Source organism: Stenotrophomonas sp. YJH_SMC_135, from assembly GCF_059372355.1.
In genome coordinates, this window is record NZ_JCAFVN010000002.1 from 324,522 (window position 1) to 348,612 (window position 24,091).

General features: G+C 61.7%; 23 protein-coding genes and 2 pseudogenes. 12 read left to right on the forward strand and 13 right to left on the reverse strand.

The window, feature by feature from the left end:
* Positions 1-3 precede the first annotated feature (3 nt).
* The 5 genes from AC5P98_RS08080 to AC5P98_RS08100 all read right to left on the reverse strand — a co-directional run bounded on the left by AC5P98_RS08080 (position 4) and on the right by AC5P98_RS08100 (position 6,977).
* Positions 4-1,239 carry a radical SAM protein gene (locus AC5P98_RS08080; RefSeq protein ID WP_049404786.1) on the reverse strand — a complete coding sequence of 412 codons (1,236 nt, stop codon included), beginning with the start codon at positions 1,237-1,239 and terminating at the stop codon, positions 4-6.
* Positions 1,236-2,684, reverse strand: a complete 1,449-nt coding sequence (locus tag AC5P98_RS08085) for a hypothetical protein (protein WP_049419465.1) — start codon at positions 2,682-2,684, stop codon at positions 1,236-1,238. The genes AC5P98_RS08080 and AC5P98_RS08085 overlap by 4 nt, the downstream gene beginning before the upstream one ends.
* Before the next feature lie 207 nt (positions 2,685-2,891).
* On the reverse strand, positions 2,892-5,036 hold the full coding sequence (locus AC5P98_RS08090) for a peptidase domain-containing ABC transporter (protein WP_262085603.1): 2,145 nt from the start codon (positions 5,034-5,036) through the stop codon (positions 2,892-2,894).
* Complete coding sequence (locus tag AC5P98_RS08095; protein ID WP_080354603.1) at positions 5,029-6,312, reverse strand: beta-barrel domain-containing protein; 1,284 nt, start codon at positions 6,310-6,312, stop codon at positions 5,029-5,031. The genes AC5P98_RS08090 and AC5P98_RS08095 overlap by 8 nt, the downstream gene beginning before the upstream one ends.
* A 341-nt stretch (positions 6,313-6,653) precedes the next feature.
* A complete protein-coding gene (locus tag AC5P98_RS08100; RefSeq protein WP_080354480.1) occupies positions 6,654-6,977 on the reverse strand; it encodes a hypothetical protein in 324 nt (107 codons plus the stop codon).
* A 132-nt stretch (positions 6,978-7,109) separates the two neighbouring features.
* On the opposite strand from AC5P98_RS08100, the gene AC5P98_RS08105 reads away from it, so the two are divergent.
* On the forward strand, positions 7,110-7,844 hold the full coding sequence (locus tag AC5P98_RS08105) for a P-loop nucleotide/nucleoside kinase family protein (protein WP_230374577.1): 735 nt from the start codon (positions 7,110-7,112) through the stop codon (positions 7,842-7,844).
* Positions 7,845-7,984: 140 nt separating this feature from the next.
* Here AC5P98_RS08105 and AC5P98_RS08110 read toward each other — a convergent pair whose 3' ends face one another.
* From AC5P98_RS08110 to AC5P98_RS08125, 4 genes are all read right to left on the reverse strand, one after another.
* On the reverse strand, positions 7,985-8,545 hold the full coding sequence (locus tag AC5P98_RS08110) for a fasciclin domain-containing protein (RefSeq protein WP_049404781.1): 561 nt from the start codon (positions 8,543-8,545) through the stop codon (positions 7,985-7,987).
* Positions 8,546-8,723: 178 nt separating this feature from the next.
* A complete protein-coding gene (locus AC5P98_RS08115) occupies positions 8,724-8,975 on the reverse strand; it encodes a hypothetical protein (protein ID WP_049404779.1) in 252 nt (83 codons plus the stop codon).
* A gap of 91 nt (positions 8,976-9,066) precedes the next feature.
* Entirely contained in the window at positions 9,067-9,312 is a 246-nt protein-coding gene (locus AC5P98_RS08120) for a hypothetical protein (RefSeq protein ID WP_014648541.1), read from the reverse strand.
* A gap of 668 nt (positions 9,313-9,980) precedes the next feature.
* On the reverse strand, positions 9,981-10,373 hold the full coding sequence (locus AC5P98_RS08125; RefSeq protein ID WP_032958324.1) for a DoxX family protein: 393 nt from the start codon (positions 10,371-10,373) through the stop codon (positions 9,981-9,983).
* Positions 10,374-10,490: 117 nt separating this feature from the next.
* Here AC5P98_RS08125 and AC5P98_RS08130 point away from each other — a divergent pair, with 117 nt between their 5' ends.
* From AC5P98_RS08130 to AC5P98_RS08140, 3 genes are all read left to right on the forward strand, one after another.
* Positions 10,491-10,910 carry an H-NS histone family protein gene (locus tag AC5P98_RS08130; RefSeq protein WP_032958325.1) on the forward strand — a complete coding sequence of 140 codons (420 nt, stop codon included), beginning with the start codon at positions 10,491-10,493 and terminating at the stop codon, positions 10,908-10,910.
* Positions 10,911-10,959: 49 nt separating this feature from the next.
* A complete protein-coding gene (locus AC5P98_RS08135) occupies positions 10,960-11,367 on the forward strand; it encodes a hypothetical protein (protein WP_049404777.1) in 408 nt (135 codons plus the stop codon).
* Between the two features lie 164 nt (positions 11,368-11,531).
* Complete coding sequence (locus AC5P98_RS08140) at positions 11,532-12,155, forward strand: hypothetical protein (RefSeq protein ID WP_227864596.1); 624 nt, start codon at positions 11,532-11,534, stop codon at positions 12,153-12,155.
* Between the two features lie 287 nt (positions 12,156-12,442).
* On the opposite strand, the gene AC5P98_RS08145 is transcribed toward AC5P98_RS08140, so the two are convergent.
* On the reverse strand, positions 12,443-13,084 hold the full coding sequence (locus AC5P98_RS08145) for a glutathione S-transferase family protein (protein WP_049404775.1): 642 nt from the start codon (positions 13,082-13,084) through the stop codon (positions 12,443-12,445).
* Between the two features lie 86 nt (positions 13,085-13,170).
* Positions 13,171-13,440: pseudogene (locus tag AC5P98_RS08150) on the reverse strand (helix-turn-helix domain-containing protein); the annotation flags it as partial.
* Here AC5P98_RS08150 and AC5P98_RS08155 point away from each other — a divergent pair.
* From AC5P98_RS08155 to AC5P98_RS08165, 3 genes and pseudogenes are all read left to right on the forward strand, one after another.
* On the forward strand, positions 13,408-13,566 hold the full coding sequence (locus AC5P98_RS08155; RefSeq protein ID WP_234413085.1) for a hypothetical protein: 159 nt from the start codon (positions 13,408-13,410) through the stop codon (positions 13,564-13,566). The pseudogene AC5P98_RS08150 and the gene AC5P98_RS08155 overlap by 33 nt on opposite strands.
* A 38-nt stretch (positions 13,567-13,604) precedes the next feature.
* Positions 13,605-13,691: pseudogene (locus AC5P98_RS08160) on the forward strand (hypothetical protein); the annotation flags it as partial.
* Between the two features lie 569 nt (positions 13,692-14,260).
* The gene (locus AC5P98_RS08165) at positions 14,261-14,713 is read left to right on the forward strand and encodes a PA2169 family four-helix-bundle protein (RefSeq protein ID WP_014648535.1); all 453 of its coding nucleotides are present in this window, start codon (positions 14,261-14,263) and stop codon (positions 14,711-14,713) included.
* Between the two features lie 91 nt (positions 14,714-14,804).
* Here the strand turns inward: AC5P98_RS08165 and AC5P98_RS08170 are convergent, their stop codons facing one another.
* Both AC5P98_RS08170 and AC5P98_RS08175 read right to left on the reverse strand, forming a co-directional pair.
* The gene (locus AC5P98_RS08170; RefSeq protein ID WP_032958333.1) at positions 14,805-15,476 is read right to left on the reverse strand and encodes a response regulator transcription factor; all 672 of its coding nucleotides are present in this window, start codon (positions 15,474-15,476) and stop codon (positions 14,805-14,807) included.
* A gap of 313 nt (positions 15,477-15,789) precedes the next feature.
* A complete protein-coding gene (locus AC5P98_RS08175) occupies positions 15,790-15,891 on the reverse strand; it encodes a class III lanthipeptide (RefSeq protein ID WP_014038605.1) in 102 nt (33 codons plus the stop codon).
* Between the two features lie 450 nt (positions 15,892-16,341).
* Between AC5P98_RS08175 and lanKC the strand changes: the two genes are divergently transcribed.
* From lanKC to AC5P98_RS08200, 5 genes are read left to right on the forward strand one after another with little or no spacing between them, the layout of a single operon-like run.
* Complete coding sequence (gene lanKC, locus AC5P98_RS08180; RefSeq protein ID WP_049404771.1) at positions 16,342-19,062, forward strand: class III lanthionine synthetase LanKC; 2,721 nt, start codon at positions 16,342-16,344, stop codon at positions 19,060-19,062.
* The gene (locus AC5P98_RS08185) at positions 19,059-20,702 is read left to right on the forward strand and encodes an ABC transporter transmembrane domain-containing protein (RefSeq protein WP_049404769.1); all 1,644 of its coding nucleotides are present in this window, start codon (positions 19,059-19,061) and stop codon (positions 20,700-20,702) included. The genes lanKC and AC5P98_RS08185 overlap by 4 nt, the downstream gene beginning before the upstream one ends.
* Position 20,703: 1 nt before the next feature.
* Positions 20,704-22,065, forward strand: a complete 1,362-nt coding sequence (locus AC5P98_RS08190; protein ID WP_478433778.1) for an ABC transporter permease — start codon at positions 20,704-20,706, stop codon at positions 22,063-22,065.
* 10 nt (positions 22,066-22,075) lie between these two features.
* The gene (locus tag AC5P98_RS08195) at positions 22,076-23,290 is read left to right on the forward strand and encodes an FtsX-like permease family protein (RefSeq protein WP_032958343.1); all 1,215 of its coding nucleotides are present in this window, start codon (positions 22,076-22,078) and stop codon (positions 23,288-23,290) included.
* A 53-nt stretch (positions 23,291-23,343) separates the two neighbouring features.
* Complete coding sequence (locus AC5P98_RS08200; RefSeq protein WP_032958346.1) at positions 23,344-24,039, forward strand: ABC transporter ATP-binding protein; 696 nt, start codon at positions 23,344-23,346, stop codon at positions 24,037-24,039.
* The last annotated feature ends 52 nt before the right edge of the window (positions 24,040-24,091 follow it).

The following is a 24,091-nucleotide window of genomic DNA, read 5'->3' on the forward strand; positions in this document are numbered from 1 at the left end:
TGCTTAGATGGCGAAGGTGGGCTGCATGACCTCGTCAGCCTTCAGGCGCTCCTGAATCGCTGCCTCCGGATATCCGTTCTCGATCAGAAAATCAACTACATGTGAGTAGTACTTCTTCAGTCCAGCACAATAGACGCTTGGATTATCGAACTGTCGAGTGCGGCTAAAGCGATTCTCTAGTGCGCCCCCTCCGCATATTCTCACCCACCTGCAGTTGAAACAGTCATCGGGGAGGTTTGCTCGCGCCCGATCAAGTACCACAAGGCCTGGGTCATTGACGAAGCTATAGAGCGACGAACCGAAGATTGAGTACGAACGCTGCGAGGATCGCCACTCCAATGCGGGAATCAACGAGTCATCGCAACTCACTTCGCCCGTGCTCTGGATCACCACCACATGGGTTCGTTTGTCGAATACGTCCGTGGCCGCGGCGCGTGCAGGCGCATACTCTTGAAAGTAGCGAATTACCTTCGTTACTTCCCTCACAGAGATGTCCTGGTGGCTCAGCCACTTATTGAAGAGGCCTATCAGTAGATCTCCGTACTCGTCTGGGGTCTCTCCATCGACGAATGGTTCATCATGACTCCTGTCCGGCAACAGGAACCCCATATGACGGAACTTGAGCTCCTCAACGAAGTGATCAAATGTTTCTTCAATCGGGATGTCGCGTCCAAGCACACTTAGTACGCCGATTGCACTGATCTTTCGCTCGGCCTCCAACTCGTGAAGTCGCCCAACCGTGCGCGCGATCTTCTCATGCGATCCCTTCCCCTTATGGGTTACCCGGAATCTATCGTTGTACTCAGCCGGACCATCAAGACTGATGCCAACGGAAATACTGAACTCTGAAATCAGATCTTCCCACTCGGCCGTAAGGTGATATCCATTTGTCTGTATGCCAAGACTCAACCCGCATATGGGGGTCAACGTCTCACGCAGAGCAGAAACCAGTCCCCTGAAATCGCGAGCCCTCATGAGGGTGGGCTCCCCGCCGTGGAAGACGATGTTTACATTCCTGATGCCTAGATCCTCGACGCCACGCTTGATGTAATCAGCGACGGCTGAGAATTTGTCAGGCTTCATGATCGGATCACGGCCCTTGTAGGAATCATCGCCCATGAAGAAGTAGTAACAGTAGCTGCAAGCGAGGTTGCAGCGCTCGGCGATCTTGATGATGACCTGCAGCTCATGTAGCTTCTGAATCGGGGAAGATGTGTCGCTGTTGAGTACGTCGATCATGGTCGCCCCCTTGGCGTGATTCGGGAAAGATGAAACGGCGTGTACAGGGACCTTGGGGGGGATTGGCACGACACGATCGACCGTTTCGCAGAGCTGTCGGAGTAGTCGATGCGCACTGCTCCTCCATTCCGGCAAGCAGAAATCCATGCAGATCGAGCGTCCAACACATGCTCTCTAAAATCAAACCCATCTATTGCCGCGGGTTTTCCCCCAGGCCTCAGAGAGCTGCAGGTCTTCACTTCGGGATCAAGCACAATCACCCCGCCACCGGTAAACAGGCCGTAGTTCCCTTGGCAGTCGTTGCGTGAAACCTCTCGCATCAGTTCGGCGGCAATGCGGAACTGCTGGTCCTTGCTCAAGCCGCTGATCGCTTCGCGAAGCGCGTAGCCATTCTGGGCTAGAAGTTCGATCATGGCGTTCTGCACCGACGATCGCGCACCGAATGCCTCATTGAAGTCGGTGCGTTCATTGAAACGAGACGAGGAGTTATCCTGCAGGGTACTTTTCCAGAACGTGCCCAGAGCAGCTGCTGGATCAGAATCTGTCCGGACGAGGTTGAGGAACGTGTAGACCATCCCGCAGGAGTAGGCGAGTTGATACTTGCCCTCACTGATCAGGTCGTTCAATGGTCGCTTCCTGTACTCTGCCTGGTCGATACATGACTCTGCAGCTGCGCCCACGTCGCGCGTGATCCCTTGCTCCTTGCTCCCAGTCTCCTCCGAAAGAAACAGGCTTGCTGCCATTTCTGCCCCGCCCTCGAGCAGCATCATTCTGCTTTGCTGTGGGAGTGACTCCATCATTTGCACATCTTGATTCCATTGATGAAATGCTTCATGGGCAATGAAGTGAGATAAGTCTTTTGGAAAGCCCTTTGAGGTGTCCAGGCAACCCGCACGAAGGCCAATCAGCAGCAGTCCGGGCAATGAGCTTCCGCTGAAGTGGCAGCCCTGCTGGGTATTGGCGCCCTGCTCAAGCAAGAAGATTACAGAGCTCACGCTGTGCTGCTCAGGTCCGAGGGCACGCCCATAGAACTTCTGGGCCTTCTCCAGCCAATTCTTATACTGGCTCCTGAACACCTGTGGCACGCCTTGATCGGCCAGCATCGTTGGAACGGGTACTGGCCGCCCATCGCTGAAGAATGCGTAGCCTTCGAACACCGTCACTGGAGAGCTTGCTGGGTGCTGTGAGGCTCCTGGATCGATATCGCCACATAGGCGTTCAAACTGCGGATCGTCAGGATTGATCAGAGGCTGTAGGTTGATCATGACAGTGGAGGGCGCCAACCTGATGATCAGCGGATACTTTCTTCCCTCCGGAAGCCGGCTCCTGCTGATATCCAAGGTATAGACGTGTTCGTCCGGGCGGGCGCTCTTCGACGCTTGCCACTCCTGCAGGTTGAGTTTGGGCGTACCCAGCGAGGTCACTCGCAAGGTCGCCTTTGACATGGCTGTGTCAACCTCAAGGCCGGACGCGAGGCAATCACGCTTCCCTGCCCATGCGTTTGCCGTGGGCAGAGCCAACATGAGCAAGGTTGCCAACAGCGCCCATGGCTTTGGAGCTATGGGCACCAGTCGAATGAGAGCTTTGCCGACAGTTACGCGCATATCACCCCGTCCACAGCCACTTCCTTGAATCCTCAGACTCAGCATTGCTCAGCACTCCCGGTGCTTTATCTCGAACCGTTCGTCTGCACTTTGTATTGTCTCCAGCCGATGGGCGATCACCACCCGGGTCATGCTCGACATCTTCACGGCCGCATTGACGCGCCGCTCACACTCGAGGTCCAGATGGCTGGTTGCCTCATCCAGGACCAGCAGACGGGGGCGGCGATATAGCGCTCGAGCGAGGATCACTCGCTGCTTCTGCCCTCCAGACAGGCTGGAACCCATGTCGCCTACCAGAGTTCTGTAGCCCATTGGCATCGCCTCGATATCGTCGCTCACTGCAGCGAGCGTCGCCGCCTCCCTGATGCGCTCATCGGTTGAGTCCTGATCACCAAAACTGATGTTGTCCCCGATCGTTCCGGCGAACAGCTGATCTTCCTGCATGACTGCACCGACCAGGCCTCTGAATCGTCCGTGACCCATATCATCAATTTTCTGTCCTCCAAAGATCACCTCTCCTTCGCTAGGCTTCAGTAGGCCGAGCATGATCTTGGCGAGTGTCGTCTTGCCGCTCCCTGACACTCCAGTGATGGCGATTGAACGACCCGATTCCACTTTAAAACTACAGTTTCTCAACACCCAGGGCTCTCCGTCGGAGTAGCGGAAACTGACATTCTTGAATTCGACACTCGAATCGTCCGGCACGTGGCACGAGTCGACTCCGTCGGGGCTCTCCTGTTCGCTGAGGGCGATATCGGACAACCGTTCCGCGTGCAATCTAAGCATCCTGAAATCCACCCACTTATCCGCCAAAGAAGTAGATCTATGAATAAACATGTCTGCGAAGGCGACAAATGCAACCATCATGCCAACAGAGAACTTCTCATCCATGACCAGAGAAGCAGCTATCCAGATCAGTGCGACTCTGCCCAGGCCAAAGATAAGGCCGTTGATAATTCCGAAAGAAATATTCAGTTGCTGAATTCGGATTCCGCGGTTTATTACCTGAACCGAAGCATTGGCATAGCGTGCGCGTCGCACATTCTGCTGATTGGCCAGCTTGATCGGAAGAATTCCTCGGATGCTCTCTAGGATTTCGCCCTGCTGGCGTGCCGCATGAACAATCTGATCTTCGTTTGCCCTCCACAACGGAGCAAAGAACACCCATCGAAGCATCGTGTAAAGTAGAAATAGGCCCGCTACCAGCGCCGCCAATCCAGGGCTGTAGAAGGTCATTATCAAAAGAACGACAAGTGACATCAGCCCGTCCAACAGTGAGCCGATGAACTGGACTGTCAGCGTACTTTGGATGATCTGGACTGAGCCAAGTCGCGAGACGATGTCCCCCACCTGCCGCTTCTCAAACCAAGCCAAGGGCAGCCGGAGGAGATGCCCAACCATGTTGCTCATCCATTGCGCAGATGTTGTTGCACTGATCCAGCTGAGTAGCCAGGCGCGTAGTGCCGTGATGACAACCTGGAAGACCGCAACAATTGCGAAACCAATCGCCAGCAGCGAAAGAAGATCTCTATCAGCGGATACGATGACCTGATCCATCGTCCACTGGAGATAGAATGGTCCAATGAGAATGAATGCCTCTAGCGCCAGTGCAAGCCCCAGAACTTGGAGGCAAGCCGGCACGAGTCCCTGGATGGTACCTGCCAGTCGCCGAAGTGAAATAGATGGGGATCTGTGCGCTGGACGGAAGTCGGCGCCTGGTATGAGCTCCAAAGCGACACCGGTGAACTGGCTTGACACCTCCAGAAGATCGAGCTTTCGGACACCTCGTGCCGGATCGTGAATTACAGCCGATCGAGGGCCAATCTTGCACAGCACGACGAAATGATTCATGCCCCAATGCAGGATACAGGGCAGCTTCAATCTTGATAGGTTGCCAAGATCGAGCTTCAGCGGGCGCCCCTCCATGCCGAGTGCCGTCGCCAAATGCATCATCTGCCTCAGCGTGACGCCCTTCTGGGACGATCCGAATTTCGCCCGCATTCCCAGCATATCCACATGATGACCGTGATGCCCCGCGACCATGGCTAGACAGGCCAGTCCACATTCAGCGGTCTCTGCCTGCAGAATCAATGGCGTATCGCGACGCCACCCAAAACGGAGTTCGGCCCGGACGTCCGCTCGCGAATGTCGATCGGGGCGCCTCCGCTCTGCCGATGCGGAGCCATCAGCCATTGGAGTTTTCCTCGAACACACGTCTCTGGATGCCAAAAAGCGGCTCAAACAACCATTCGATAAGGCGTCTCCGCTCTATAAGCACATCTGCTTGTAGCGCCATCCCAGGCCGGATCGACTCCTTGATCCCATATGCGGAAACGTACTGCCGGTCCAGCTCTACATCTACTCGATAGAGTGGTCCTTGATCCGCTGGCGGTAGTCGGCCAGTCAAAGCGGAATGTTCCGCTGGCGTCAGTGCGCTTCGGGAGACGATGGATACCCTTCCGTACTGCTGACCAAATTTCTGGTACGGAAATGCCTCATAGCGGAGGATGACGCGATTGCCTGGAGCGATGAATCCAATTGCACGACTAGGAATAAGGAGCTGCGCCTGCAGCTTCGCGTCGCCAGGCAGTATCGTTATCATGGGCTGACCGGCACTCACCATTTGACCGGTCTTAACAAGTAGAGCTGCGACGACACCTCCTTGTCTCGCTCTAAACAGTGTGCCGCGTTGTAGATCGTTTTGGGCCTGCGATTGAGCTACGTCGGCAAGCTCTCGCACGATTTCGTTTCGGCGAGTTGCGTCCTCTAGCGGAAGTTTCGCCAAGGACTCCTGGGCGGCAGCAAGCTGTTGCTGGAGTTCGAGCCCCTGCCGCTGCAGTTCTGCCTTCCGGGAGCGTGCGGCACGTACCACCGCTTGCTGCCGCTGAATCTCAAATGCCGAAATGTATCCACCCTTTCCCAAAGGCTCGATCCGCTCCAAGAGCGCCTGCGAGCCTTCAACTTCCTCAGCCTGCAATGCAACCTGTTCGCCGACTTGGTCCAGCTGTCGTCGTATGAGCGATTCGCGAGCAACCAGCGCCTCTCGCTGATGCCGGGCGACAGAATCCTGGGAAACGAGATCGGCCCTGTAGCGCCCCTCCTTTTCCGCAAGCTGCTCATCAATTGATGCTCGGGTTGCACCAAGTCGAACCGTGTCCTGATCGCTTGAGATCTCCATCAGGACTTCGTCTGCCTGTATGGATTGGCCATCTTCAACATGTAGTCGCGCGACTGTTCCCGGGCTAAGAGCGGTGATATTGATCAGTCCGCTAGCGGGCACCAGTTGACCCGTCACCGTTTCTCGGCGGGTGTATTGGCCTAGGACCAGGAACAGGCCCATAGCAGTCGTTAGCAGAAGGATCAGGCAAAGCCATAGCCAGCGAGAAGGTGGTCCGGCAAGCAGGGTCTCGCCGAGGCCACTATGCTGATCTTCAGGTGAAGCCTCTCTGCGAAAGAGGTTATCTGCCACGGCATACCTCGCGCCATTGATGCACAGTCGCGATGTCGCTCAGCCTCGAAATGAGGCGATGTCCGCAATCGGTTCCAGTGGCTATGCCCCCCCCCAGCCGGGCATCTGTCGCCATTGGCGTCGGGCCTAGACCAGCCCCGCTGGTCCTTGATCGCAGCGCACGCGAAAACAGGAAATGCCCCCATCGAATTTCTCCGCCACCATCCTTGTATGCAATTTCTTTATGGAAGTATTTGCATGGCGTCAACCCCTTCGGCGTGGAGCGTGGAGCGGGGTGCATCGAAGATGGTGGCAATGCTTTGATCTCACATAGTCACCCTCGGCGTTGCGGTGTACGCAGGTCAGCGCCAAGCAGGCGAAAGGCGACACAATGGTGGGGGTGCGCTTGGATCCCCTGCATCACCAGTTGACTTGGCCGCCTGAATCCAGCCGCTACGAAAACCGAAGTGAGGTTCGGGGGAGTGATGTAGGTGGGGGGATGTATCGGCCCGTCCTGACCAGTGCTGCAATCGGCATGACATGTCAGGGGCTCCCTTCCTTACTGCCATGTGGATTGCGACATGATCAATCGTGGAGACATTGCTCTCTTTCATCGCAATCAGCATCAAATTGTCGGCCTGTTTTCGGGGGCATAACTGAGACCAGTGCAGGCAATCGTGAATGATGGCGGCCCGGCCCTACCAGCGTGTCTTGGGAGTGGCGACATGTAGGATTCTCGGGATGGACGCTCCGTCATGCACGAATCCCGCGAAATGTGGGTAGTGTGAGTGCTGGTGGGCCCACCGCAGGAATGGCACTTGGGTTCCGCCCAGGTGCTCATTTTTGTGCCGCGGGCAGAATTCACGTGGGGCAGGAGCGCGGGGTTGCCAGCGGTCCAGGTGAGCCTGATCGTCAGTGTCACGGATGTCCATGGTCATACCCCTCACCTCTGCTATCACCTCCGAAACAGCGATTGGTCTCTGATGGCCGGTCTGTCTCTGAATGCAATGAAGGATGGCTCAACCACGATGGCAACGATTCACCTGGTCGAAGGGCCCGTCGGTGCGGGCAAATCCACGTTTGTTGCCGAGCTGCGAAGTCTGCACACGGCTGCAGGATTCATTCTGGACGCGTGGTTCGTACGGCTGTACAGCCCGGACCGTCCCGCCGCCAACCTGATGGAATGGTATGCCGCAAGGAAGGCGCGTTGCATGGCGCAGATATGGATCACAGCCTGCGAAGTGCTCGATACGGGTCGCGACGTTGTACTCGAGCTGGGTCTGGTGGAGAGAGCCAGCCGCGAGAGCTTCTACGCGCAGGTCAGGGAGGCGGGCTACGATCTGGCCGTGTATCTCCTGGATGCCCCACGTGACGTTCGTCGTGATCGCGTCCGCCAGCGCAATCGCGAGAAAGGCCCAACGTTTTCCATGGATGTGCCGGATGCCTTCTTTGAGTTGGCGAGCGACCATTGGGAGCCCATGGACCAAACCGAGTGCGAGATCTACGACGTCCAGGTAATCACCTGGAATCCAGGGTCTGCTTCTGGTGGATGAGGGATATCAAGGCTGCCGGGTGCTTCAGGAGCGATGCGATGGCGTGTCATCTGCCCTGCAGCCGCGATTCTGGTTCAAGGAAGGCGACAGCGGCAGCCGCGATGCGGCTGCCGCGCATGTGCTCGTCCTGCTGCATGCAACTACTTCGGCATCAACACGGTGTCGATCACGTGGATCACGCCATTGGACTGGCCGACGTCGGCAATGCTGATCCCCGCCTTGCCGCCCTTGGCATCGATGACCCACAGCTTGCCGTCATGCAGTGCGACGGTGAGGGATTCACCTTCAACGGTCTTCAGCGTGGCCTTGCCGCCGTGCTTCCTGGCATCGGCCATCAGCTGCGCTGAACTGTAATTGCCTGGCACCACGTGGTAGGTCAGGATCTTGGTCAGTTGTGCCTTGTTTTCAGGTTTCACCAGCGTATCGACCGTACCTGCGGGCAGCTTGGTGAAGGCTGCATTGGTGGGCGCGAAGACGGTGAAGGGGCCGGCGCCATTGAGGGTATCGACCAGGCCCGCTGCCTTGACCGCAGCGACCAGGGTCGTGTGGTCCTTGGAGTTGATGGCGTTCTGGACGATGGTCCTGGTGGGATACATTTCCGCCCCGCCGACCATCACGGTACTGGCGGCGAAGCTCATTGAAGTGGCTGAGACGAGTACGGCGAAGCTGACTGTGGCGGCTATCCGCTGAAGGGCTTTCACGGCGCGTTCCTCTATGGGATGCCCGCAAGGCGCGGGCATCCTACATACGCGCTGGCGCGGCCCTTGGATGCAGGCAGATGCATCAGTGCGCGTTGTCGCCTGAAACGTCGCAGCGTTGTAAAAGCCGAGTGAACGACTGCCCCCTGCCGGCGGCTACGCAGTACGAACTGCGCGCCGCTCAGCGGCGCGGATGGCGGATGTCGGATGGGCAGCCAGAAAGGCGCGCGTTGCTGATGGCCTGGCGGACACCACAGCCACGGCATGAGAGCACGGTTCCACCGGCAACGTGTTCCATCTCATGCTCGTCCCACACGCTCGTCGATCCGCAGGCGGTGCAGGTGGCGACGATCTGCAGTGCGCGGGCCAGGTCGCCCTGCTCCCCAGCCTTGTAGGTGAGATCGGTGATCTGAAAAATGCCGGTATGACTCATGGGAATGCCGGGGGGTGCTTGTTGGCGAACGATAGGGCCCACCGGGTATCGGTCGTGTCGGTGCTGTGTTGATGGATGGTTGAAGTGCAGGCTATTCGTCGCTGCGTCGATTGAGCTCTTCAAGCCGTGCGCGGCTGACTGACTGGTGATTGCCGCAGGTTGGGCAACTGAGGGCAGCCGCACCGTCGAGATCGACAAGGCCATGGTTGGGAATGGCCCTGAACTGCCAGGAACACTTGATGCAGGAGCAATCGATTCGGGTGACCTGCAGCAGGGTGCCGTCTGCCCGCGTCACTCCCTCGACGCTGATTACGTAGAACTGTCCGATGTCACGCATGAAGATGAACGAAATTCCTGAATCCGTAGGGCGCCATCATGCTGTCTTGTGGGCCATCTGGGACAAAGGTGGCTTGGTCGAATTCTGAAGAGTTAAGAATTCGAGTGACGATGCGGTCCCGCAGCGGGACAGGTAATCCAACGCCGCGCGAGTGAGAGTTGGATACGACGACGTGAGCGCCTTCCGCAAGGTGTTCCAGGGCATTGTCGGCATGTCCCCGTCCGCATGCCGGGATCATTTCCGTATCCGGCGGCGTGCACAGGGGGAAGGCCGACGTCGGGGGGCGTGGTTGACGGGATGGTATCGACCCATCGCCAGCATGCCGGTGTGCCGCGCGGGGTCGTCGACCACAGGCATGCTTGGCGTGCGGATGCTGATTCCGATCCCGACAGGAGATCGCATGATGCGCAGTGCTTGTACGTTCTTCGTTCTGGCTGCATCGCAATGCGTTCCGGCATTCGCGTCCGACGCTGGCGAATCACCCAGGTCAAGACGCCGGCGCCGATCATCGATGGCCTGCAGTACAAGCGCGCCTTCAACGTGGCCGGACCCTCACGGCCGAGGGTTACGGTGCCATCGAGTTCCTGGATGCACAGGGCAAGGTGATCCACACGCTGGCGCCAGAGGCCGAACTTCGCCGCCAGCGCGTGCACACCTCGAATCGAGGCTTACCCGCGCCGACCGCGCCCGTCGATGCTGTAGCGCCCGGCCCCGGTGCAGGCCAGCAGCAGGAACCCACCGGCCAGCCCCAGGTTCTTCAGGAACATGATCTGCTGGGTCTGGTCGGCGAAGTTGTGGTGGAAGATGAAAGCGGTGACCAGGCTGAAGCCCACCAGCACGATCGACACCAGCCGGGTCTGGAAGCCAAGCAGGATGCACAGGCCACTGCCGATCTCGAAGGCGACCGTTGGCCACAGCAGGATGCCGGGCACGCCCATGGCTTCCATATAGGCCTGGGTGCCGCTGAGATCGCCGAGCTTGCCCAGCCCGGAGACCAGGAACAGCGCCATCAGCAGGATGCGCGCAAGCAGGTAGGCAAGCGAATGCGATGAGGTGCTCACAGGGATGTCCTCGGGGATGGCCGACGAAGGCGATCGGAGCCCACCCGCAGTGAAGCCCGTGTCTACGCGGGGGCAAGCCGCCTTGACAGGCGCCGCGCGGCAGTAGACCTTTCCAGCATGACGATCGATATTGAATCGCTCAGCCTGCGGGAGCTGGGCGCCTTGGTGGTTGCCGCTGAACAGCGGAAGCAGCTGATTTCCAACCGCCGTCCTGCCAGCGCGGTGCGGCGTATGCTGAAAGCCGCCGCGGCGGAAGCGGGATATACCCTCGAAGAACTCTTTGGCGATGAAGCCATCGAAGCGGCCGCACCCAGCCGGAAACCGGCACGGCGCAGAACCGGCAAAGTGGCCGCCAAATACCGAGACCCGGAATACAAGCGGCTGACCTGGTCCGGTCGCGGGCGCATGCCGCGTTGGCTCGCTTCCAGGATCCAGAAGGGCCACAAGGTCACCGACTTCCTGATTCCCGGGTTGGCGCGACCGACGGCGCGCAAGGGCAGCCCGATCGGCAAGCGCACGGTCTTCAAGAAGGATTGAACCTGCCACGCTGCTACCCTGCCGGGGTCTTTGAACGAAGGAGCGCGGGATGGCACACGATGCAGGCAGGACGATCACGCCCACGATGCTGTATATCGCCGCGGCCGCGGCCGTGCTGGTCAGCCTGCTGGCCTGGGCGGTGGAATGGAGCGGGATGGCCTATGTCTGCCCATATTGCCGCGTGCAGCGCACGGTCATCGGCGTGCTGGGCCTGCTGACGCTGTTCGCGCGCCCGGGCGGCATCGTGGTGCCCTGGCTGTCGTACAGCGCGGGCGCCTTCGCGTTCGTGGTGGCGGCGATGCAGCACTTCAACGGTTGGAAGCGCATTTCCGCCGGCGACTTCAGTTTCAACGAACAGTGGTACATCGATCCGTGGCTGCTGTCGGGCTGCGCGATGCTGGTCCTGGTGGCGCAGCTGATGCTGGTGCAGGCCGCCTGCCGGCGCAGGTTGCACTGACAGTGTCGTCGCTGCGGGAGAAGTGCCGGGTATGGCAAGCGCTCTCAATCCTTCAAAGCGGTAGTGACATCGCGTGTGGCGCGCGATGCTCATGAAGTATGCCGTCGCACAGGATCCTCTACATACTGAATCCATCGGGCAACATGGCACGAAAGTTCAGCGTCATGCGTGATCGCGAAGGCGGCATCCGTTGCGACAAAATGGAACCCGGCGCGATGGATTGCGAACCCTTCGTCATCATCGACGAGCTCCCGGTCGAGCAACCGGCGATCAACTATCTTCAGTTCAAGCGCATAGTCGCTCAATCGGTGATCAGCCTGTCTGAGCCCGGCTACCCGACCAATGTGTACGATGACATCCAGAATCCGCAGAGAAGGGATGCGGTCAGCCAGCATCTGGGGCAGCGTTTCGAGACTTACATCTACCTGGCTTCTGGCGCGTACTCGCTTGGCATCGATGTCTGGGCGCCGCAGAAGATCCGCTATGCTGACGGGTCTACCGCTTCCTACAACTACAGCATGATCAACCGTCGCTGGGAGCCCAACGCCCTCCTTTACAAGGACAGGTTCGGTAACTCCATTCCGCTTAGCGTTACACAGTTGAGCGAGGGGCGAGGCGGCGTTACGCATCGCTTCGAATTCCCGAATGGCAATGCCACCGATATGGGAAGCTTCGTCAATGCGCTCAACAACATCGGTGTCCCGGTGACGGGGGCAGGCAATCAGTCTGTCACCTGCACCAGCACGATCAGGCTGACCGAGGTCAAGGTGACCTGCAACCGGAACTGATGAGGAATAGATCGATGCGAGTTTCACCAGGCCTGGGTTCCACGGTCATATTCGGTACTTCCTTTGTGGGAGCACTGCTATGCGGGTTCGTGTTTCCATCCATGTCGGCAGGTTCCCCGGAGCTGACCCCTTGGATGTTCAACGGTCTGCTGGCGTGCGGCGCGGTTGCGCTTTTTAGTGCTCCCTTTGGCTGGCGGGGTTACCTGAACTGGAGATCGCGTCGATTGAAGTAACGCATGGGGCCTGCGTGACTGCTGGCCCCTTGTTACCTGGGAGGAGGCGCAGCGCTAGGCGTCCTGGAAAACCGCCAGCTGCGCAGCGAACGCACGCTGGTAGGCGGGCCGCTGCGTGGCCCGGGTCACATAGGCGGCGACCTGTGGGTACTCGTCGAGCAGGCCGCTGCTCTTCAGGCGCAGCAGCACCGAGACCATCATCAGGTCGCCCACGCTGAATTCGCCGTCCAGCCACGTTGTCCTGGCCAACCACGTCGATAGTTGGACCAGCCGCGTCCGGACCCGCTCGTCGAGCATTGGCAGCCGTTGCGCGTACCAGGGCTGCTCGCGTTCCAGTACCCAGGCCATTGAGCGCTCGATGATCGGCGGCTCCACCGTGTTCAGCGCAGCGAACACCCAGATGATCGCGCGCATGCGGGCGTCCGGATCGCGCGGCAGCAGGCCGGGGTGCTGTTCGGCCAGGTGCAGGGCGATGGCGCCGGATTCGAACAGGGTCCGGTCGCCCTCCTGCCACGTGGGAATCTGCCCGAACGGATTCCGTGCCAGGTGCGCGGGCTGCTTCAGCTCGGCGAAGCCGAGCAGTTGTACGTCATAGGCCACGGCCAGTTCCTCCAGCGCCCAGCGCACGCGCATGTCACGGGCCAGGCCCTGGCCGCGGTCGGGGGAGTTGGCGAAGGCGGTGAGGATCGGCGGCATTGGAGCGCTCCTGCAGGCCGATGGGCCTGCCTTTCCTGTTCCGACGAGCGACGGGGCGGGAAATCGACAGCCCTCGATGCGGGCCTTCACGCGGCCCGATGCTGCTGCCGATACTGATCGGGCGTGCACTGCGCGTGCCGCTTGAACATTTCGGCAAACGCGCTGACGCCTGAATAGCCAAGCTCCCCGGCGATGCGGCTGATCGGCTTGCGTGTGCACAGCGCCTCGGTGGCGCGCACGAACTTCACACGCCCACGCCAGTCGCCCAGTGACATGCCCGGTTCACTGCGCGCCATGCGCTCCAGCGTGCGCACGCTCATGTGATGCTGCTGCGCGATCTCGGCCACGGATTCGGCCGTGCATTTGCCGCCTGCATCGTGCTGATGCGGTGCCGGAAGATTCCGCTGATGGTGCTGGAGTCACTGTTCCTGCAGGCCACGGCGGCGTCGCTGATCCTGCTGCCGGTGCAGCTGCCGGAGTGAACAACCTGACCGCGGTGGGCTGTTTCGGTTTCGCTGCGGTGTGTGCATCGATCCTTGCGCCCCTCAGCTGGATGACCGGTCTTTCGCGCTTGGGCGCGGCGCGCGTTTCGGGATTCTTCAACCTGGTGCCGATCGTGACCGCCGCACTGGCGGTGATGCTGCTGGGTGAGTCACTCAGCGGATGGGGGTGCTGGGTGGCAGCCTGCTGGCGGTGTCGGGTGTGGTACTTGCTGAACATGCTGCCAGGCACGCAACGGGGGTGCGGAAGGCCGATGCGGCCGGATGTCTCAGCAAGGTCTGCACGAAACGTGCACCTCACGTCGACGTTGTGCGATGCCGTTGCGCTTCAGTCTGGCAACCCCATTCCCCGCCCGCGCAGGAGCCCATCGATGAATACGCCTGGAAAGCCGAGACCCACCTGGAAGCAATGGCACGTGCTGCTGGTGATCCTGGCAATCGCGCTGCTGGTCACTCTGATCATCGTCACCGCACCGTGGTAACGCGTGCAACGCGCTCAGATTCCGTGAAAGCCGACGATGTTTGAAATGACGAAGTCAGCAGGTGTTTCGCATGGTGATGCGTGCATCAATTCGTGCTCACCTGGTTGGCACACGCGATTGCACACAGTGGGGTCGAAGGCAATGCAGATGCACTGCCATTCTCCACTGACTTTCGAGCACACAGGAGCGACGCCATGAGCACCCAGTCCACCATCGAACATCGCCTCAACGACCTGATCGAAATCGCCCGCGATGGCAAGTCGTTCTATGAAGAAGCGGCCACCAAGGTCAAGGATGCCGAGCTGTCGGCACTGTTCACCCGCATCGCCGGCGTCAAGGGCCGCATCGTGGCGGCGTTGAGCGGCTCAGTGGCCGCCAGCGGTGGCAAGCCGGCCGAACATGGCACCGTGGTCGGTTCGATGCAGCAGTTCTACGGCAAGGTTCGAGCCGCTTTCGGTGACACCAACTATGGCTACGTGGCTGAACTTGAAGAATCCGAGGACCGCCTGCTGGGCGCGTTCAAGGATGTGCTGCAGGACAACGAGCTGCCGCCGGCCGTGCGCCAGGAAGTGACCCAGCTGCTGCCGGAAGTGCAGGAGTGCCACAACGTCATGCGTGCGCGAAAGCACGCAATGAAGGCCGCCTGACCGCAGCGGTCGGCCCAAGCAGCGGGACTGGCAGCCGGGGCGGTTTACCGCCCCGGCTGTTGCATTTGCGGCCCGCGCCGATGGCCTTTGATCAGGCCGCGTCGTCGTTCAGCATGTAGCCCAGCCCACGCTTGGACTCGATGCTGACACTGGCCGAGCGCAGGGCACGGCGCAGGCGTGATACGTGCGGATCCAACACGGTGGTACCGCCGTCGGCGCCGGCCAGGTGCACGGCAGCACTCAGCACTTCATGGCGGACGATCCGGCCCTGGCGGGCGCAAAGCGCTTCCAGCAGCAGCAGCTGGCTGCGCGGCAGGCTCAGGGGCGCACCGCCTACCAATGCCATGCGGTTGGAAAAATCGAACGTGAAATTGCCGATTCTCAGAATGTGGCCGGCATCAGCGTCGAGGCGCCGGGTAATCGCGCGCAGCCGCGCGGCCAGTTCGTCGAACTCGAACGGCGTGGGCAGGTAGTCATCGGCACCGGCATCCAGGCAGGCGATGCAGTCGGCAGCGTGGTTGTGGCGCCCCAACAGCAGAATGGGCAGCCAGGTACGCAAGCCGCGCACGATCTGCACCAGCTTCAGTGAATCGCCTTCGGGCAGCCAGCGGTCGAGAATGAGGGCGCGGTACTCCACGGCCTGTACCGCGGCCTTGGCCAGTGACCAGGTTGCCACGAGGTCCACCAGCATGTTGCGGCTCTGCAATACGTTGCGAAGCGCCTGTGCAAGTTCGGCGTCGTCCATGGCCACGAGGATGCGCATGCTGCGTCTTTTCCTGATTGCTGGATCCGGCGGGCGTGCAGGCGCACTGCGTAGCGTCCGTCATGGTGGTGAGGTCGCAGCGGGGCCGAGCAATGGTCACGGCTGCAGCACGTGCTGCAGCTGGCTGATCATCCCCCCCCCGGGATGCCTGTCCTGGCATTGGCAGATGCAGGACGCGCAGCGCGGGCAGCGGACGGCTGCCTGCCAAGCGATCTCTACGTCGTATGGAGATCTGCCACGTGGCGGTGCATCACGCTGTGGCAGATGTCGAGGTGGTGGGCGCGCACCACCACCTCAGGCAAGCCGGAGAGGCTTAGCCGTTGCAGCAGTTGCTGTCGGAGCTGCTGCAGCTGTTGCCCAGGTTTTCCTGCTGGTTTTCGATCATCAGGCGCTGCAGATTCAGGACGCGATTCATATCAACTCTCCTTAGTCGTACATGGGATCGGGAGGCATGCGTGCCTCCCACGCGTTACGCAATGAAATGATTCACTGCGCGATTGCACCACGCAATCTCAAAGCCCTGTTGCAGTTGCTGAAGAACCCCGGTCTATACGTGGCGGATGGAAAATGGCATTGCCGATTGGAATGAGTCAAGTCAATTGTGGAATGAGAATCGCCTGCGCAATGTAGCGGCAAGGTACGGTGGCAATCATCGATCTGCAGGGACATTCCGGGCGCCTGCATTGCAGCGATAGCCGGCGGATTTCACGCCGTGCTTACGAATGAAGCAGGCAGGGAATCCGCATTCCGCATTTTGCGATGCCTGCAGGCTGGAGCGCCCGCAATGCATCCATCGCGCATGTGCGAGGCGTTCGCGGATGTGTGCACCGGGCAAATGAGCCATGGAACCGACCAGGGAGAGACGATGTCAGCGCGTCAACGATCACTGCGTGAAGCACGCCACATGGACAAGGCCGCCTATGTGGGGGGCGACGAGCGGTTCTACGAATTGAGCTACAACCAGTACCGGCCCAGCGAAGATTTCCGCAGTATCGTTGAAGCGGAGATCGAGGCGGCCGGCATGGCGTGGACGATCCATCGCATCGGTGTCTGGTCGCACCTGGCGACGCATGGCGACCCGGTCGCCGGCAACCTGCCGCCGCAAGGCTGGAAGATCCACGTTTCAGCCACGCAGGAGAACTGCCAGCGGGTGCTGCGCACCGTCACCCGGATGGCCCTGGCCGAGCGCGTGAAGTTCAAGTTCGCCAATGACATGAACACGATGCGCATGATGAGCTCCAAGCGTTGGCCACGCGGTGGCTCGGGCAAGTTCATCACGCTCTATCCGCTGGACCTTGCGGTCTTCACGCGCTTCATCGAGCAGCTGCATGGGGCGCTGAAGGACGAAGATGGCTCGTACATCCTGTCTGATCGACGCTACAAGGACTGCCGCTGCCTGTATTACCGCTATGGCGGCATGCGCCAGGTGTACCGGCTTGATTTCATCGGCCAGAAGGTGCCGATGCTGGTCGCGCCCGACGGCAGCCATGTTCCCGACCTGCGCAATCCCTATTTCGAGGTGCCTGCCTGGGAAACCGACCCGTTCCCCAGCGAGGATGATCCCGGCGAGATGACGTTGAAGGAGGGCCGCTATCAGGTGCAGGCCGCGCTTGGGTTCTCCAACACGGGCGGGGTCTACCTGGCGTTGGACCAGGTCACCGGGGAGGAAGTGGTCATCAAGGAGGCGCGGCCCCATGTGGAAATGCACGGGGAAGGGCTCGACGCCACCAGCCGCCTGGCACGCGAGCGGCGCAATCTGGAGTTGCTGGGCCCGGTGGGCGCCTCGCCGCGCTGCCTGGATGCATTCACCGATTGGGAAAACAGCTATCTGGTGGAAGAGCGCCTGGATGCATTCGATCTTCGCGAGCTGATGCTCAAGCATTCGCCGCTGATGAAGGCCCGTCCCAGCGCACGCGATGGTAGTGACTACTACGGCATGTGCGTGACCATCTTCACCGGTCTGCTTCGCGCGGTCGACCGCGCACACAAGGTGGGAGTGGTGATCGGTGACATCTCGCCGTCCAACATCATGGTCGACCGCAGCGACATGCGTGTGCGCCTGATCGACCTGGAGGCCGCGTTCCTGGACGGCAGCGATGAGTGGGATGACATCCACACGCCCGGATTCCGCCGGATCATGAAGGGTCGCAAGCGCGCCAGCTGTTTCAGGGATGACCGCTATGCGACCGCGGTGGTGATGTTCTACTGCCTGTTCCCGCTGATGGCCATGGCCTACATCCGTACCGACCTGTTCCAGAAGGTGCTGCCGGTGATGATGGAGGACATCGGCTGGCAGCACACGCCAGTGGCCGAGGTCATCCAGGCGCTTGTGGACGACCGTATCGGCCTGGAAGAGGCCGCACAGCTGCTGCAGCAGCCGGCGACCCTGCAGGCGCCGTTCTCGTCGCCGCAGCGCCCGTTGCCGGCGCCGCGCCAGTGTATCCGGCGGCTGCTCGCGTTCATGGATGCACACAGCCGGCTGCAGCCGGAGCGGACGCTGTTCCCACTTGATCCGTTCTCGCACTCCACCAACACGATGAGCCTTGGTCTGGGGGCGACCGGTGTGATCCACGCCTTCCATGGGGTGGGTCATCAGCCGTCGCCGGCGGTGATGGAGCGCTATGCGCAGGAGCTGCAGGCCCTGGATCGCACATCGCTACCGCCGGGGTTCCTCACCGGCCTTGCCGGCATCGCCTGGTCGGCGCTGCTGCGTGGCGAGGTGGAACTGGCCCGCAGCCTGCTCGACAGCGCTGACGGCAGTGACCTGTTGCATGCGCATCACTCGCTCTATCACGGCATGGCGGGTATCGGAATGGCGCACCTGGCCATGCATCACGCGACCGGCCTGCCCGGGCATCTCGACAGGGCGCTGTCGCTGGCGCGGCGGCTTGCAGACACCGTCCACCACGGAGAGCGGGGTGCCTACTGGCAGGACGAAGGTGGCGTCCGCATCGGCATGGGTTACGGCCAGGCCGGCGTGGCGCTGTTCCTGCTGAGGCTGTCGCAGCTCAGTGGTGATCCGGCATGGCGCGTGCTTGGCGAGCAGGCACTGCGACACGATCTCTCCTACGGCTTCGAGCTGGAGACCGGGGTAACCACCTTCCCCAGCTCACCGGAAGAGGTCAACACCTATGAACCCTATCTGGAGCAGGGGACTGCGGGCATCGCCAAGGTCGCGATCCGTTACGGCCTGTGGCAGGACGTGAATCGGCTGGTGGATGACTTCCATCGCAAGTATTCCGGCTTCTGCGGCCTGTTGTATGGCCTGTCGGGCATGCTGGATGTGTTTGTCGACGCCCATCTCTACTCCGGTGACCCGAGGTACCTGCAGATGGCGGAGCGACCGTACCAGGGCATCGTCGATCTGTATCTGTTCGAGGAGGAGGAGGGAATGGCGGCGGTGCCGGGCGAGAATCTGTTCCGCATTTCCTTCGACCACGGTACCGGCATCGCCGGAGTGATCCGCGCCCTGCATCGGTACGACACGCTGGCGCCGGATGAGTTCTTCCTGGATGCACTCGATGTGCATGGCGCGGTGGTACGGGAAGTGGACGGAGCCGGGGTGGGGCAGGCGGCGATTGCATGAATGCGCGCCCGCACCCGGCCGGACAGCCACTTCAGCGCGAGCAGACCGCGCAGCGGCACAGTGTGCGCGCCATCCTCGCCAGCTTCGCGATCCTGCTCGGCCCCCTCCGCGGGCGCTACCTTGCGGTGGCCGCCACCACCGCGATGTTCGGCGGACTGGGCGGGCTGCTGCATCCGCTGCTGATCCGCGCGATCTTCGACGAGGCCGCCAGCCGGCAGGATTTCAATCGCTTCCTGCTGCTTACCGGTGCATATCTGCTGCTGTGCCTGGTGACCAACCTGGGCAACTACAGCTGCGCGCTTTGGCAGCAGCGCGTGGATAACCGCATCGTGGAGCGGATCGGGACCGCGTTGCTGACCGCCTACTATGGCCGCAGTTATGACGAGGTGGTGCAGAAGGGGGCCGGCTACTATGTGGCGCGGATCCGCTCGGACGTGAAGGATGGCGTGGTGCCGATGCTGTCGGTCGCACGCACCACCCTGACCCAGGCGGTGACATTCGTCGCCTTGATCGCAGCCCTGCTGATCATCTCCTGGCGTGCGTTCCTGGTGCTGATGGCCATCATCCCCATCGCCACCACGGTCAGCGTGCTGGTCGGCCGACGCATCCGCGAGCTGACCGTGGTGGAGCGTGACCGCGAGGCCGAACTGGTTTCTTTGCTGACCCGGGCTGTGGCTGCCTTCAAGATGGTCTGTACGTTCGGCCTGGGCCCCAGGACGGTGCAGGCCCATGACCGCAGCCTGCGCGAGGTGCTGGATTCGACCTACCAGCGCTTCAGGGTGGTGAGGACCCTGCAGGGTGCGAGCGACCTGACCATGGTGATCTCGGATGTCTGCTCGATCTTCGTCGGCGCACTGTTCGTGTTCCGCCAACAGATGACACTGGGTTCGTTCATCGCCTTCATGAACGCCTTCTGGCGCTCAGCCACGACGCTCATCGGCATCTTCAAGAACATTGCCGAGATGCACAGCCACGGTGTGGTGGTGGTGCGGGTGGCGGAGTTCATGACCGCGCCGGCAGCCGCGGCGTCGGCCACGCACATCGAGGGTGGTCTGCTGGCGACGTCGATCGGCTACGGCTACGGCGCCGCTCCGGTGTTCTCGGATTTCACCCTGGCCCTTTCACCCGGTGAACGTGCACTGGTGATTGGCGACAATGGCAGCGGCAAGACGACCCTTGCCAACGTCCTGGCCGGGTACTTCCAGCCCGTCGCCGGCCAGCTGCTGCGACCGGCGCGTATCCGCGCCATCACGCTTCCTCTGCAGTTCCCTCCGCTGAAGGTGCGCGACCTCGGCGCCGATCCGGTGCTGCTGGCGCGACTGGGGATGGACGGCGACGGGATCGCCGACAGCCTGCCGGAAACCCTGTCGGCAGGGCAGCAGCAGAAGATCGCCCTGGCGATGGTGCTGGGCGAGGATGCCGACCTCTACATTCTTGATGAGCCGGTCGCCAACCTCGATAGGGCCAGCCGCGAGATTGCGATGGACGCGATCTTCGCACGCAGCCATGGCCGCATGCTGGTGATGATCATGCACGGCGCCGAGGCCTACCGCGCCCGATTCGATCACGTACACGAACTTGGCAGGTCCATGTGGCAACCGGCACGGGTCACGCCCGTGCACGTCCGGGGAGAGGCATGACATGAAGTCGATACAGGGTGCAGGAAAGGGTGCGGGCATGCGCAGGCTGGTCTACTGCGCGCAGGTGGCGCTGCACAATACACTGCGGAGCAAGGCCATCACCGCCCTGATGGTGCTGGCCATCGCGGTGGGCATTGGGGCCAGCATGACCACCTTGACCGTGGTCTACCTGCTGTCCGGCGATCCCTTGCCCGGGCGCAGCGGTGACCTCTACTACCCCCAGCTTGATGCCAACCCGAACTCGAAGGGCCGCGAGCCGTACGATGTGCTGGACTATCGTTCGGCCTACGACCTGTGGTCGTCCGGGCGCGCGGACCAGCAGACACTGGTGGTCACCAATCCGGTCAAGCTGCGGCCCGATCAGGGCAGTGCGCCACCGGTCATCCGCTCATCGATCTCCACCACCACCGACTTCGCGACGATGTTCGCGGTGCCGCTGGCACATGGGCGCTGGTGGTCACGCGAGGAGGATGACGCGCGCGCACGTGTGGTGGTGATCTCGTCGGAGCTCAACGAGCAGATGTTCGGTGGGGGCGACAGTGTGGGGCAGACACTGCGGGTCAAGGACACCGCGATGCGCATCGTGGGCGTGCTCGCGCCCTGGCGGCCCTCGCCGCTGTTCTACAAGGTGCGGGGCGGCCGCTTCAGCGGCGGCAACACGTCGGGCTTCTTCGCCTCGGCCGATGATCTGTTCATGCCGCTGACCTCCAGCCTGGAGATCAATGACGGCGACTTCGTGCCGTTCACCTGCTGGTCCACGCCGGAGGAGCGCGGCCGGCTGCAGACCGCGCCGTGTGTCTGGGTACACCTGTGGGTCAAGCTGGACAGCGCCGCCAAGGTGGCCGCCTATCAGCGGTTCCTGCAGAACTATGCCGCTGAGCAGAAGGCCCTGGGCCGGATCAGCCATGCCGACAACACGCGGCTGCGCTCATTGATGCAGTGGCTCGACTTCAACCAGGTGGTACCCAGCGACGTGAAGCTGCAGGCCATCCTGGCCTTCGCCTTCCTCGGGATCTGCATTGCCAATGTGGTCGGTCTGCTGCTGGCGAAGTTCCTGCGCTACAGCGGCGAGATCGGCTTGCGTCGCGCACTGGGCGCAAGCCGCGCGGCGATCTTCCTGCAGTGCGTGGTCGAGGCCGCGCTGGTGGGGGCACTGGGTGGCACGCTGGGCCTGTTGCTGACCTGGCTCGGCCTGAGCGCGGTGCGCAGCCAGCCGGTGGCCTATGCGGACCTGGCGCGGCTTGATACCACCATGCTGCTGTTCACCCTGGCGCTGTCGGTGCTGGCCAGCCTGCTGGCGAGCCTGATTCCCGCGATCCGTGCCAGTGCGGTCCAGCCCATCGCCCAACTGAAGCTTCTGTAGAGGAACCACCATGCAGATCGGCATCGTACTTTCGGCCCTGCGCCGGCACCGCCTGGCGACCTTCCTCATCGCGATGGAGATCGCATTGGCCTGCGCCGTGCTGTGCAACGCGATCTTCCTGATGATCGAGCGGAACGCTGCAATGCAGCTGGTCAGTGGCCTGGACGAGTCACGGCTGGGGGTGATCCAGCTCGACGGCATCGATGCCGAGCGCGCCAACGATGTCAACGCGCGGGTCGTTGGTGCATTGCGGGGGCTGAGCGGCGTGACGGCGGCCGGGCTGGTCAGTGCCATGCCGTTCGGCAGCCCGGGCATACGCGCCGGCGTCAACCTGGACGAGGACCAGCAGGTGCCCGGCGGTGTTCTGGATTTCTACCTGGCCGATGCCGTAGCCCTGGACGCGCTGCAGTTGCACCTGGTGGGGGGGCGCATGCCCGGTGCGGACGAGTTCGCACCGACCGATGAACTGGTGCCGGCCAATCCCCCGGCGCTGGTCACCCAAGAGCTGGCCCAACGCTACTGGCCCGGCGAAAACGCCGTGGGCAAGAGCCTGTGGGCGATGGACACCCGGCTGCGGGTGATCGGCGTGGTCGAGCACATGGCCGTATCCCGCCCCGGCCGCGGTGAAGCCAAGGGCTCGGACTGGTCGGTGATCGTGCCCGCATCGCAGGGGCCGCGCCTGACCGGCCGCTATCTGGTGCGCGCCGAGGCCGGCGACATGAACCGCGTGATGCGCGATGCGCAGCAGGCAATCCGCCGTGTCGCGCCGGACGTGGTTTTCGATGTCGAAGGCAGCCGGCGGATCTCCGAACTGCGCGAGCGGCATTTCGAAGGTGACCGGGTCATGATGGGGCTGCTGGGCGGTGTCATCATCGCACTGCTGGCTGCCACTGCCCTGGGCATAGTCGGACTGGCCAGTTACTGGGTGGAGCAACGTCGCAAGCAGATCGGCATCCGCCGCGCGCTGGGGGCCACGCGCACCGATGTGATGCGCTATTTCCAGATCGAGAACCTGCTGATTGTCTCCATCGGCATCGCGGCCGGGGCTCTGCTGGCCTACGCGATGAACCTGACCCTGATGCGCTTCTACGAACTGCCGCGCCTGCCACTGCTGTATCTGCCGGTGAGTGCGGTGATCCTGCTGCTGCTGGGCCAGGCGGCGGTACTGCTGCCGGCGCTGCGTGCCGCGGCCATCGCGCCGGTGTCGGCCATCCGTTCGTTGTGAGTCCCGCAGCGGCCTTGGCCGGTCGCTGCTTCCATCTGCAAGCGAGAATTCCCATGCTCAGGATGCAAGGCGTCAGCAAAGTGTTCCAGGTGGGTGAAGTCATGACCCATGCATTGCGCTCCATCGACCTGTCGGTGCAGGAGGGCGATTTCCTGTCGATTACCGGCCCTTCCGGCTCCGGCAAGTCCACACTGCTGAACATCCTCGGTCTGCTCGAGGGCTTTTCCGGCGGCCACTACGCGATCGGCGGCGTGGATGTTGGCGGCATGCGCGACGCGGCGCTCAGCGCGCTGCGCAACGAGAAGATCGGCTTCGTGTTCCAGGCGTTCAACCTGATTCCGGACCTGACCATCCAGGCCAATGTGGAGGTGCCCCTGCGCTACCGTGGCATGGCGGCAGCCGAATGCAGGCAGCGTGTGGTCTCGGCACTGGCCCAGGTCGGGCTGGGCAGCCGCATGTCGCACTATCCCGGCGAACTGTCGGGCGGGCAGCAGCAGCGCGTGGCGATCGCCCGCGCCATCGCGGGTACGCCGGCCCTGCTGCTGGCTGACGAGCCGACCGGAAACCTGGACTCGCAGATGTCGCAGGGGGTCATGGAGATTCTGCGTGAGCTCAACCAGGGCGGCATGACCATCATCATGGTGACGCATGACAAGGAGCTGGCGGCATGCGCTGGTCGCAGCGTCCACATCGTGGATGGGCAGATCGTCGAGGTCACAGCGCAGGCCATGCAGGCGCTGTGCGCCTGAGCTGAAAGGGAATCACCTGCAAGCAGAAGGGGCGGCCGATCGGCCGCCCCTC